This is a genomic window from Vreelandella zhanjiangensis DSM 21076 (assembly GCF_000377665.1).
GTDB classification, from domain to species: Bacteria; Pseudomonadota; Gammaproteobacteria; order Pseudomonadales; family Halomonadaceae; genus Vreelandella; species Vreelandella zhanjiangensis.
Map to the genome: position 1 here is coordinate 151,708 of NZ_KB898648.1, position 12,237 is coordinate 163,944.

The following is a 12,237-nucleotide window of genomic DNA, read 5'->3' on the forward strand; positions in this document are numbered from 1 at the left end:
GCGACGTCTGGCGTCGCCCGTTCAACGAGATACTCCTATGCAAATAATTACGAAACACGACCAGCTGAGCGTGATGCTGGGTGGCGAAGCACTTCTTGTTCACCGCCCTGATGCACCGGCTTTCTTTATTGGTCGCGGCCAGGAGCGTATGGAGATGTACCGGGGTAATTTTGACATTGAAGATTACCTGGAAAGCCGCGAAGCGCTGCGGCATTTAACGGTCGTTGAAGACGGCGCCGGGCTCCAGCTGACGCTACGACGCTACGCTGAAGACGACGTTCAGCTAACGTTGCGGCTGGTAGAGCTGGAAGACGGTATTCGCATGGAGTCGCTGAGCGCGGCAGAAGGCATCAACCGTTTCTGGCTGCGCGTGGCGGCTCAAGATGAAGAGCGAGTGTGGGGCTGCGGTGAGCAGATGTCCTATTTCGATTTGCGCGGGCGCCATTTCCCTTTGTGGACCTCTGAGCCCGGCGTGGGGCGCGACAAGTCCACCTATGTGACGTGGCAGTCTGATGTGGTCAACCGGGCAGGCGGTGATTATTACCACACCAACTACCCACAACCGACGTTCGTTTCCTCGCGGCGCTACTTCTGCGATATGGAAACCACCCACTATGCGGACTTCGATTTTAGAAGCGCGGATTTTCATGAGCTGCAGGTGTGGGGCATTCCTGACGTCATCCTGTTGCGCAGCGCGCCGACCTTCATTCAGCTAGTGGAAAACATTGGCGCCCATTTTGGCCGCCAGCCCGAGCTGCCTGAATGGGTCTACAACGGCGTGATTCTGGGGCTCAAGCGGGGTCAGGCGCATGCCGAAGCCAAGCTGGCGGAGGCGCTTGCCAACAATATGTCGGTATCCGCGCTTTGGTGCGAGGACTGGGCTGGCGTTCGCGAGACCAGTTTCGGCACCCGGCTTTTCTGGGACTGGCGCTGGCAGGCGGAGCGTTACCCAAGCCTGGACAAGATGATTGATGAACTGCGCCAGCAGGGCGTGCAGTTCCTCGGCTATGTGAACCCGTATTTATGCGTGGATGGCCACTTCTTTCCTGAAGCACAGGCTCAAGGCTACCTGGCGACGGATGGTCAGGGGCAGACGGCGATAGTCGACTTTGGCGAGTTTGATTGCGGCGTCGTGGACTTTACCAATCCGGCGGCGTGCACATGGTTCAAAGACGTCATCATCAAAGCGCAAATGCTGGATCTGGGCCTAAGTGGCTGGATGGCGGACTTTGGTGAGTATCTGCCCATTGATGTCACCTTGAGCAACGGCGTTTCGGCGAAGCAGGAGCATAACCGCTGGCCGGTACGCTGGGCGCAGGTGAACGCAGAGGCCATTGCCGAGGCCGGCCTGACGGATAAGGCTACTTTCTTCATGCGCGCGGGCTACAGCGGTGTTCAGGCACATTGCCCGCTGCTCTGGGCAGGCGACCAGTCGGTCGATTTCACCCGCCATGATGGTCTGGCAACGGTTATCTGTGCCGCGCTTTCCTCGGGACTGATGGGCAACGCTTTCCACCATAGCGACATTGGCGGCTATACCAGCATCTTTGGCAATACCCGGGATGCCGAGCTGTTCATGCGCTGGTCCGATATGGCGGCGTTTACGCCAGTGATGCGTACCCACGAATCCAACCGCCCCACCGAGAACGTGCAGTGGTTCGATGACGAGAAAGTCGCCGCACACCTGGCGCGCATGAGCCGGATCTATGTGCGCTTGGCGCCCTATCTCAAGTCCCTGGTGACTGAGGGCAGTGAAAAGAGTCTTCCGGTACAGCGTCCGCTGTTTCTGCATTTTGAAGACGACGCGGCGTGCTATGCCATTCAGGATCAATACCTGTATGGGCCTGACCTTCTGGTGGCGCCCGTACATGAGGCAGGTAGAAGCGATTGGTCGGCCTACCTGCCTGAAGGCGTTGAATGGGTACACTTGTGGAGCGGTGAGCGCTACGCTGGCGGGCAGCGTGTCACGGTTGCGGCGCCCTTTGGTAAGCCGCCTGTCTTCTATCGCTCAGAGAGTGCCTGGAAGCCGCTGTTTGCTGAAGTAGCGGATCAAGACTGATGGAGGTGTCAGCAACCTTACTGCTGTTGGGCTGGGTAGCGCTGGCTACCTATGCCCAAACGGTGACGGGTTTTGCTTTTGGGCTTATCTTGATGGCGGGCGTAGTGCTTTCCGGGTTGGCGCCGGTATCACTGGTGGCCATCCTGATCAGCATTCTGAGCCTGTTCAACTGTTCGTTGGCGCTCTACCGGAACCTGGGCAACCTGGATTGGGAAATCATCGTTTTCTGCTCGCTCAGCGGTTTTGCCACGCTTATTTTTGGTGTCTGGACACTGGAGCTTTTGAGCGGTAGCTATGTGCACTGGCTGCAGTTGATTCTGGGGCTGGCGATTATCATCAGCAGTTTGATGCTGATTGTTAATCCGCTACCTACGAAAACCCGGTCTGGGCGTCTTTCGTTTTTGTTCTTTGGCGGGCTGTCGGGGTTCATGGGCGGGATGTTCTCGACCTCCGGCCCTCCTTTGGTGTTCCACTTTTATCGCCAGCCGCTCACTCTGGCCGTGATCCGCGATTGCCTGTTGCTGATCTTCGCGATCAACTCCCTGCAACGCTTGATCATCGTGGGTGTGCAAGGTCAGCTTAATCTGAATATTCTGGGGTTGGCGGCCACGGCTGTCCCCATCGTCATGCTGTTTACCTGGCTGGGGAGACGCTACCCTCCGCCGCTTTCCGAGCGTAGCCTGCGCCGCGTTGCTTTTTTGCTACTGTTTGCTTCGGGCTTGAGTTTATGTGTTTCCGCGCTGCTGAAAGCTTGAAGCGTGCGCGGCTAGTGGCGAAGGCTGCTGGCCCTCGATAGCAGTTCAAAACCCAGGTCCAGACAGGTTTCCTGGGTATGGCCCTGAACCCTTTGAAGGACACATTGGGCCACTACGTTGCCAATCTCTTCGCGCGGTGGGCGAATGGTGGACAAGGGGGGAAGCGTACAGTTGCTGAAATCCATGTCGCCAAAGCCGATCATCGCAATATCATCAGGAATACGAATTCCACGTCGTTGCGCTTCGCCAAGCGCGCCCAGGGCCAGCATGTCATTGCCGAAGATGATGCCATCGGTATCCGGGTGGCTTGACAGCAAATCGGCAAATGCGTGGTTGGCGGCTTCTGCCATACGCCCAGGGCCGCAGTCGATAACGCGCGTATGCCGCTTGCCCAGCAGGTCCATCAGCGCCGCCTCGCTACCGGCACAGCGCTGCTTGGCGCGTTCGTCAACGTTCAAGCGTGTACCGATAAAAGCAATTCTTTGACAGCCAGCGTCAACCAGATGGCGCGCTTGCGCGCGTCCTACATCAAGATGGGAAAAGCCTACCAGTGTATCCAAAGGGTTGGAGCCCAGCTCCCACATTTCTATAACGGGTACGTCGGAATTGCTCAACATGCGCCGAGTTTCCCGGCTATGGCTTAAACCCGTAAGCACCATTGCGCTAGGTGACCAGGACAGAAACGTTCTTACCACCGCCTCTTCCTCCGCTTCCGCGTAGTCGCTGTGGCCTAACAGAAGCTGGTACCCCTGAGCCCCCAATGCCTTCTGCATGGTATTGACGGTAGACGCAAAAATGGCGTTTAACATGGAGGGGACGACCACCCCGATAACGCGTGTTCGCGCTGCAGCTAACGCGCCGGCCATCAAATTGGGCACATAGCCCAGCGTATTGATAGCGCTCTGTATGCGCTGACCAAGCGGTCCCGAGACTTCATCGGGTTTACGCAAATAGAGAGATACTGTGCTTGCAGATACATCCGCAAGCTTGGCCACATCGCTCATGGTGACGCGTTGGGTGGAACGACGTTGGCGAGATTTATTGTTCATAAAAAGCTCTCTAGCAAACACAATATCGAGGGCATATTCCCTCTAGCCTTGAAAATTGATTGCACTATAACATAAGCAGTTTTTTCGCAGCGCTACGAGCTTAACGATAGATATAAAAATCCCCATGGGATGACCCATGGGGAATGCGAACACTTAATACAGTAAGTATAGAACCGTAAGTATTGAGGTTAACGGTTAACTAAAGTGTTAAAAGAAAGTCTCCGCCTGAACGCCAAAGCTCCACTGGCCGCCCGTAAAGTTGTCATTACCGAAGGCGTCCTGGCTATCATAGCCGTTCAACTCTCTACTCCAGTCAGTATAAGAGGCAAACGTACGAATTTCAGGACGTTTCCAGAAGCCGCCCACGTCGAGCTTGAATGTGGGCGCAATCGTGAACTTAGCAAACTCCCCGCTTACCGCATTACGGTTCCGGTAGCCTTCAGGGTTGAGATCCATATATTGATAGCTGAGCTCGTACTGCATCTCGAAATTACGGGTAATTTCGTTGGCAAGACGCGCATTCGCGGTTATCCAGCGATAGCTATCACCCTGTGAAAAACGGTCTTCACTCGTCTCGGCCAGAAGGGCGGGGGCGATACGCCATGTGGGAGTCAGGTAAGTGGTGCCATAGACTGCCAAACGGGCGGTTTGGGCGTCATCCAGTAAATCCCCGTTGGAACCCAGGCGCTTGACCTCGGCACCCAGGCCTTGCCCGTAGAGCAGCGCTGCCTTGAAATTGCCGTCTGACAATCCAAAAAAGGAGTCGCCGTGATACGCCAGCATGCTATGAAAGCCGTTATCCGCTGCGGTATCGCTACTCTCGATTAGACGCTCATCGTTATCGGCGGCAGAAATGGCGTTAACCATTAGCTGCCAATTGCCGACATAGTTATTGCTCGTCGCAATGAGACTATCGGTATCGCCACTACCTGGATTGCGCGGATCGCCTACCGGAAAATCGCTGAAGCTTCGGCCATAGACCGAGAAATTGGTACGCCAGTTATTGGTAGGCTTTATATCGTATATACCGGCGCCGGTGCCGGCCAGGAACACGACATCGCTATCCAGCCAGTGGATATCGAACGTCTCGCGATCAATGCGCTTGCCCGCCCAGATGGCCGCATCTTTAAAGGCGCCGGTAAAGCTTGGAAGCTGGTCCAGTTCAACATAGACCTGACGTACGTTGAGCTCGGATTCGTTGGCTGTCCAGTCATTGCTGGTGGTGACCGAGTCTGCAATGGCGACACGAAACAGGGACCGAGCACCGCTATCTAGCTGTTTGCGTAAGTTGAACATCAAGTTGACGTAGGTATCGGGCTCGTTACCTAAACGGCCAACTGCGCCACCCAGCGGGCCTGCAGGCGTCACATAGGGGCCGCCAGAAATGCTTTTGGCATCTTCGCCGATCAAAAGCCCAGAGCGCGCGTAACCATTGAGCGATAGCCCTTCACCATTGGAAGCTTTCCTTTCCAAGGTATCAAGACGCTCGTTTACCGTTGTGGTGTTGGCTTCAACAGGCTGGTTGTCTCGCATCTCAGCGGCCGCTAAACGTGCCTCCAGATCTGCAATGCGCGCTTCAAGATCAGCATTATCTGCATGAGCAGATGTACCGATGTTGGCTAACGTTATCGCCGCCACTAAAGGGAAAAGTGCAACAGGCTTCATTAAATTTGATCCTTTGCTTAACAAGCTATTGTTGTTGTCTATCATTAATTCGTAGCGCTAAGATTTAATAATTAAAAAAATAGCGCGATAGGGTAATACGTAATCGTAGCGCTACGAAATTTATTTTGTACTAGACAATAGTATCGAACTCATTATTAAGATCGTTTTTGATCATAAACTTAAAAGATGTGCTTTAAGAGAGGATCTTGGCTTGCTTGTTCGATGGCACCTGTTTAGAAAACGGTCATTGAATCCAGGTGCTATACCGTTGCGGGCATCGCCTTGTGTGCCTAATCTGAAGAACACGCTTCAAAAGCCAGGATGCCATAATGGATAATTCCACGTTTACACAGGCAGACTCCAAACGCTCGCTATGGGCAGCCGTATTGCTGGGTATTGGCGTAATGGCGGCCGTCGATGAAATAGTCTTTCACCAGTTGCTTCAATGGCATCATTTCTTTGATTTTGGTACGCCAACGTTTGGGATTATTTCGGATGGCCTGCTGCACGCCTTCGAGCTGCTCGCCATCGTGATCGGCGTGTTCATGCTACTCGACCTTTCTCAGCGCAAACGCCTGACAATCCCCTGGGCCAAGGCGGGCTTCTTTTTAGGCATGGGCGGTTTCCAGCTATTTGATGGCCTGATTAACCACAAAATTTTGCGCCTGCATCAGATTCGCTACGGCGTCGACCCGCTGCTCTATGACGTGGTATGGAATGGTGCGGCAATAGTGTTGTTGCTTGTAGGTATCTGGTTCTATCGCCATGCCAAGCGCCTTGGACATCGCTAGACATGCGCGTCCACGACCATACTCATGCCGCGCAAGGGGCGTTGCTTGATTGGCTGCCGTTGGCGCTGATTGTTTTAATCACGTTTACGTATTTAACGGCGGCTTATACCCAACGCCATAAAGCGACCGGTTGGAGCGGTTGGCGAAGTAGTTTTTTCACTTTGGGCAGTCTGCTGCTTGCCCTCGCCGTAGCACCCCCTTTAATGGCCTGGGCGCACCATGATCTGGTGGGCCATATGGCCCTGCATTTATTGATCGGCATGTTGGCGCCGCTTGCCTGGGTCTTGGCCGCGCCCATCACTTTACTATTACGCACGTTGCCGCAGGCAGGTGGCAGGCGTGTAGCCGCCCTGCTGCAGAGCCGGTTCGTGCGCTTCGTTTCTCATCCCGTCAGCGCACTTATACTCAATATCGGCGGCATGTACGTGCTGTATCTCACGCCGCTGTATAGCGCATCGCTAGATAATCAGGCACTTCACTATTGGATACATGTGCATTTTCTGGTGGCGGGCTATCTGTTCTGCTGGGCGATTCTGGCCGAGCCCGATGTGTCGCCCCATCGGCTGAGCCTGCGCTTTCGGCTGGGCGTACTGTTTGCGTCTATCGCCACCCATAGTTTGCTGGGCAAGCTGATGTACGGCTACGCTTGGCCGCGTGGCACCGACCATTCGCTTGAGGAAATACAAGCCGCCGCCCAGTTGATGTATTACGGCGGCGACTTTGCCGAAGTACTGCTGGCTGTTGTGCTGTTAACGCTTTGGCTGCGCAAGCCGGTTGAACGGCGTGAAGGGTTATTCAAAAATGCCGAACGCGGCATAAGCCGCGTTCGAATCAACACATAGATGCGTAAATGCTATTAAGCGCCCTTGGACGCCGCCAGCACATACAAGAACTCAAGCCCCAGCGTTGCCGCGGCAAGCGAGGTAATGTCGCCGTGATCGTAGGCCGGGTTAACCTCGACAACATCCATGCCCACCAGGTCCATACCCACCAGGCCACGGACGACCTTGAGCAGCAGGTCGGTGGACATGCCACCACACACTGGCGTACCGGTGCCCGGTGCAAAAGCAGGGTCCAGGCCGTCGATATCCAGGCTGACGTAGGCCGGGTGATGGCCTACGCGGGCGCGGATTTTTTCGAGCACGGCTTTGGGGCCGTTATCGTTCACCCAGTCGGCATCCAGCACTTCATAAGGATGGTTGTAGCGGTCGTAGCTTGTGCGAATACCGATTTGCAGTGAATGCTCGGGCACAACCAGCCCCTCTTTCAGGGCGTGGTGGAAAATGGTGCCGTGATCAAAGCGGGTGCCTTGCTCGTAGGTGTCGGTATGTGCATCAAAATGGATTAGCGCCACCGGTCCATGCTCGCGCGCATGGGCGCGCAATAGGGGCAGGCTGATGTAATGATCGCCGCCCAGGGTCAGCATCTTTTTACCCGCGCTGAGCCAGCGGTTGGCATGGTTTTCCAGATTATCCACCAGGCTTTCCGGCTCGCCGTAGGCGTAATCCAGGTTGCCCGCGTCGCACACACGTAAGCGCTCTTCCAAGGCAAAATCCCACGGCCAGCGTTTGCCTTCCCAAATGAGATTAGCGGTGCTTTGACGAATCGCATTCGGCCCCATACGAGTACCCGCACGGCCAGAACATGCCAGGTCAAACGGTACGCCGCTGACCACTACCTCGGCATCGGTTGCCTTGGGATCAGTGGCTTTGGCCACACCCATAAAGGTAGAGATAACATCACCAAACAGGCTAGGCATGATTTGTGGGTGGCTCACCGTGGGGCGTCTCCTGGGGTTAAACCTGAATTTAGAAAGGGAGTAAGCGCATCGCACTATGGCGAAAGGAGGCCGACAATAAATAATTTTTAGTAATAAATTAAATGAATGTTTAGAATTAAATCATTCATGAGATGAATAATGTCTAGTAATGGCTATTTATGAACATATTGCGCCACTTCGATTTAAATTTGCTGCGGGTATTCATGACGTTAATGCATGAACGTCACGTAACCCGGGCGGCGGAAAAACTGCATTTAAGCCAGCCGGCGATAAGCCATGCGCTTAAGCGCCTGCGTGAGGCGCTGGATGATCCGCTGCTGGTGCGCACGGAACAGGGCATGCAGCCGACACCCCGGGCGCTTGCCTTGCTGCCGGTGGTTCAGCAGGCGTTGGCCATGTTGCAGGAGGGCTTGGCGCCTCCTGCAACGTTCGCGCCTTCCAGCAGCACGCGGCGCTTTACCCTGGCCACTACCGACTATTTTGAAGAGGTCATGTACCCGACGTTTCTCAGCCAGCTATTAAACTATGCACCAGGCATCAGCTTTTCCATTGAGCTGATTACCCCAGAGGTATTAAGCGAAGGACTGGAGCATCGCCAAGTCGATATGGTGGTGGGGTTGGATAGCCAGATCGAGCTACCGGGGGGCGTACTGAAAACGCCCTGGATGCAGGAAGAGTTGGTGTGTCTGGCGGCTTTGAACAATACCCACGTCGGTGATTCGCTGACCATTTTACAGTTTGCCGACGCGCTGCATGTAGAGCTTGCCGATATCAGCGGGCTGGGCCCGAGTAATATTGATAACTGCCTGGTGCAGCATAAATTGACCCGACGGGTGATTTCCAAAAACCTTAACTATATCGCTGCGGCGAGGGTGGTGGCGCTGACCGGGGCGATCATGACGTTACCTCGGCAAATGGCCCAGCGCTTTAGCGCCATGTTGCCGGTACGCGTGGTAGAACCACCCAATGAGCTACCTGCGCTCAATATGACATTGATTGAGCATGGGCTGTATGCCAATGAGCCTTCTACCGTTTGGCTGCATCAGCAGCTAACCGAGTTTGCCAAAGCATTTAGCGAGCAGACATTTAGTGAGCAGGCATAGCATCGAACACGCGCCACAAGCGGCGTTTGGATCAGCGCGACAAGATTGGCATCTATCTTGCGCGATAATCCAAGTATCTTTGAAGCGTTGTTCGTATCACGCGTAACCGGATTACACTGAACGCATTTACTATCATCTTTTATAACAACAGCAAGGAGTTCGCCGATGTCGCTAAATGTTCTGGTCATTGGGGCAGGCATGGGAGGTTTGAGCGCTGCGCTGGCGTTTCAGCAACACGGCCATCGTGTCAGCGTTATGGAGCGTGTCGAAGATATTCGGCCCATCGGAGCGGCCATTTCGCTTTGGTCCAATGGCGTCAAGGTGATGCACCAGTTGGGGCTGGGCACCACGATCGAGCGCTTGAGTGGCGACATGCAGCGTATGCGCTACCTGCGCCACGATGGCAAACTGCTCAGCGACTTCTCCTTAACGCCCCTGTATGACGACGTAGAGCAGCGCGCCTGCCCGATTGCGCGGGCGGCACTTCAGCAAACCCTGTTTGACGCCGTGGGCGCTGAAAATATTGAGCTAGGCCAGCACTGTGTGGATTACACAAGCGATGCCGATGGCGTGACCGCTTTTTTTGCCGACGGCCGAGAGGTAACGGCGGATTTGTTGCTTGTGGCCGATGGCACGCACTCCAAACTGCGTAACAAGATCATCGGACGCCCTGTCGAGCGTCAGTATGTGGGCTACGTGAATTGGAACGTACGCGTGCCCGCCACTGATGAACTCGCCCCGCTGGATAGCTGGGATCAGTATGTCGGTGAGAGTAAGCGCGTTTCACTGATGCCCATGGGCACCGGTGGCAACGCCGACGCAGAGCAGGAGTTTTACTGCTTCTTTGACGTTCCGCTGCCCGCCGACACACCTAATGAACCAGCGCGCTATCGTGAAGAGCTGCGCGAGCATTTCTCGGGCTGGAGCGACGCCGTGCAGAGCCTGATCGAGCATTTTGACCCGGCGCGCATGGCGCGTGTCGAGATTCATGATATTGAACCGCTGGAAACCCTGACCGATACCCGCGTGGCTTTGCTGGGCGATGCCGCCCACGGCATGGCGCCTGATTTAGGCCAGGGTGGCTGCCAGGCCATGGAAGACGCCTGGGTATTGGCGCAGGTGGTTCAAAAGGCTCTTGAGGATGTGCCAACGCCAAATGAGGCGCTGCGTCAGGCATTGGATAATTACAATACGGCGCGCGTTAAGCGGGTAGGGGAAATTGTGGCAAGAGCGCGCCAGCGTGCGGAAATGATTCATGGTCACACCCCGGCGCTCACCCAGCACTGGTATGACGAGTTAAGCCGTGAAGATGGCCAGGGCGTGCGCGAGGGAATCAAAAAGACCATTCTGGGTGGCCCTTTAGGCTAAAGCGCCCGGAAAGATAATCAAGGCGCATAAAAATGGCGTGCTGTTATCCAGCACGCCATTAATGTGAACGCCTAACGCCTAACGATCAGTAAATAAAGCGTACGTAAATATAGCCCAGCGAAAGCAGCGTCAAGGTGGCGATTGCAAGCCAGCTCCACGCATTGATCAGACGTGAAGGGCGCAGTGCCAACGGCACGGTAGAACCGTTGGCCGTCAGGTGGTTAAGGGTGGCAAGAATGGGGCTTATCAAGAATGCCACCACCATCACAAAGTCCATAAACAGGCGGAAGCTGCCCATCAAGGTATACAGAATCACAATCGCCAATAACGACAGGCCCACCATGCACACCAAAAATGCCCGGCCGCCCTCAAGCGTGCGGGTCTCTTCCGTGTCAGCCTCGCGTGTAAACGTATAGTAAGAGGCCGTAATCATACGTGGGAAGCCGTCTAGCACGGTCAGAAGCGTGGTGAGCATGACGGTAAACGCGGATATACCCACGACCACGCCGCTCCACTCGCCTAAGGTGCTGGTGTAAAGGCTAATCACCTGGCTTGCAAACCCCACGGCGCCATCAGCGGGCGTAATCCCCTGGCTGTGCATGACCCCCGCGCCCATGATCACGAAACAGGCGGCGAGTACCGCGGCACCGATATAACCAATATTGAAATCGATCTTTTCAGCGGCAGTATCGCTGCGCATACCCTGGTTTTTATTGCGCGCTTCCGACCACAGCGAGTTCATGATCGCGAGCGTTATATCTGACGGCATCAGGCCTAGCACCGCCACCAGAGTAATGAAAGTAGCCGTGCTCCACAGCGGCGAGACGGCCGTTGCCGGGTAGAGCGTCCAGTCGACCAGCGGCACGGCGGCAAGCGCTGCAAACACGGTGGTCACGCTCAGAATGACGATAAACACCTTGTTGACCCAATCCAGAAGCTTGTAGCCGCCGACAAAGGTGAGCGCGCAGCACAGCGCAATCAATATTACCGCTACCGTGGGCGGGCTTAGCGTCAAGGGAACAATACTGCCCGCGAGACCCGCAGTGGTAATTGCAATGGCAGCAATAATGATCGCCGTGACAGGGATCTGCACCAGTGCAAAAAGGGCCACCACCGATTTTCCAAACGTCTGACGGTAACCTTCAACCAGTGACTTGCCCGTCACGCTGACATAAAACGGCCCAAAGAAGAAAGACGGATACTTAAGCAGTACTGCCAGCAGGATAAAGCCCAAAAGCCCGATGCCATACTCAGCGCCAGCACGCGTTGACTGAACAACGTGGGAGGTGCCAATGGCTGCACCTGCAAATAAAAAACCGGGCCCGAGAGCCGCTAGATATTTGGCATACACTGACTTGGCTGGCGGAGAGGCCGTCAGCGTACTGGATTCTTGTGGGGGCATGGCAGGCTCCTTGTGAGCGGGGTTTTGTTTAAATTTGATTATTGTTTTGTCGCGAGCAGGCTCGTGGGGGCGCTATGTTAGCCTAGTCGGGGGGCGCTTTCCTATGCGCGGCGTTATCCACCTCGACTAAAATCCATACAGATGTCGCCAGGCTACCAAGTAACTTGCTTAAAGGGCATTGCTTGCGCCAGATCAGTCTCTAGACTGATATGTATTTATTGCGTCTTTCTGTGTCTGTACTGGAAAAGCTAGGCAAGGCATAGTC

The 12,237-nt window shown here is 55.0% G+C and carries 10 protein-coding genes; 6 read left to right on the forward strand and 4 right to left on the reverse strand.

Translation table 11 applies throughout. The features are described 5' to 3' along the window. Positions 1 to 7 precede the first annotated feature (7 nt). Complete coding sequence (locus D467_RS0107830) at positions 8 to 2,059, forward strand: alpha-glucosidase (RefSeq protein ID WP_279614490.1); 2,052 nt, start codon at positions 8 to 10, stop codon at positions 2,057 to 2,059. Then, complete coding sequence (locus D467_RS0107835; protein ID WP_018916952.1) at positions 2,059 to 2,814, forward strand: sulfite exporter TauE/SafE family protein; 756 nt, start codon at positions 2,059 to 2,061, stop codon at positions 2,812 to 2,814. Before D467_RS0107830 ends, D467_RS0107835 begins: the two co-directional genes overlap by 1 nt. A gap of 11 nt (positions 2,815 to 2,825) precedes the next feature. Here the strand turns inward: D467_RS0107835 and D467_RS0107840 are convergent, their stop codons facing one another. Then, positions 2,826 to 3,863, reverse strand: coding sequence for a LacI family DNA-binding transcriptional regulator (locus D467_RS0107840; protein ID WP_018916953.1), 1,038 nt, complete (start codon positions 3,861 to 3,863; stop codon positions 2,826 to 2,828). Between the two features lie 207 nt (positions 3,864 to 4,070). Continuing rightward, complete coding sequence (locus D467_RS0107845; RefSeq protein ID WP_018916954.1) at positions 4,071 to 5,528, reverse strand: carbohydrate porin; 1,458 nt, start codon at positions 5,526 to 5,528, stop codon at positions 4,071 to 4,073. Positions 5,529 to 5,857: 329 nt separating this feature from the next. Between D467_RS0107845 and D467_RS0107850 the strand changes: the two genes are divergently transcribed. Together D467_RS0107850 and D467_RS0107855 are read left to right on the forward strand one after the other, a co-directional pair. After that, complete coding sequence (locus tag D467_RS0107850) at positions 5,858 to 6,319, forward strand: DUF2243 domain-containing protein (protein ID WP_018916955.1); 462 nt, start codon at positions 5,858 to 5,860, stop codon at positions 6,317 to 6,319. A 2-nt stretch (positions 6,320 to 6,321) separates the two neighbouring features. Further along, on the forward strand, positions 6,322 to 7,161 hold the full coding sequence (locus D467_RS0107855) for a cytochrome c oxidase assembly protein (protein ID WP_018916956.1): 840 nt from the start codon (positions 6,322 to 6,324) through the stop codon (positions 7,159 to 7,161). A gap of 14 nt (positions 7,162 to 7,175) precedes the next feature. On the opposite strand, the gene speB is transcribed toward D467_RS0107855, so the two are convergent. Next, positions 7,176 to 8,096 carry an agmatinase gene (gene speB / locus D467_RS0107860; protein ID WP_026285664.1) on the reverse strand — a complete coding sequence of 307 codons (921 nt, stop codon included), beginning with the start codon at positions 8,094 to 8,096 and terminating at the stop codon, positions 7,176 to 7,178. A gap of 161 nt (positions 8,097 to 8,257) precedes the next feature. On the opposite strand from speB, the gene D467_RS0107865 reads away from it, so the two are divergent. Both D467_RS0107865 and hpxO read left to right on the forward strand, forming a co-directional pair. Beyond that, positions 8,258 to 9,202 carry a LysR family transcriptional regulator gene (locus tag D467_RS0107865; protein ID WP_018916958.1) on the forward strand — a complete coding sequence of 315 codons (945 nt, stop codon included), beginning with the start codon at positions 8,258 to 8,260 and terminating at the stop codon, positions 9,200 to 9,202. Positions 9,203 to 9,367: 165 nt separating this feature from the next. Further along, positions 9,368 to 10,570 (forward strand): FAD-dependent urate hydroxylase HpxO, encoded by a 1,203-nt coding sequence (gene hpxO, locus D467_RS0107870; protein ID WP_018916959.1) that lies wholly within the window; start codon positions 9,368 to 9,370, stop codon positions 10,568 to 10,570. A gap of 85 nt (positions 10,571 to 10,655) precedes the next feature. Here hpxO and D467_RS0107875 read toward each other — a convergent pair whose 3' ends face one another. After that, the gene (locus tag D467_RS0107875) at positions 10,656 to 11,972 is read right to left on the reverse strand and encodes an NRAMP family divalent metal transporter (RefSeq protein ID WP_018916960.1); all 1,317 of its coding nucleotides are present in this window, start codon (positions 11,970 to 11,972) and stop codon (positions 10,656 to 10,658) included. Between the last annotated feature and the right edge of the window lie 265 nt (positions 11,973 to 12,237).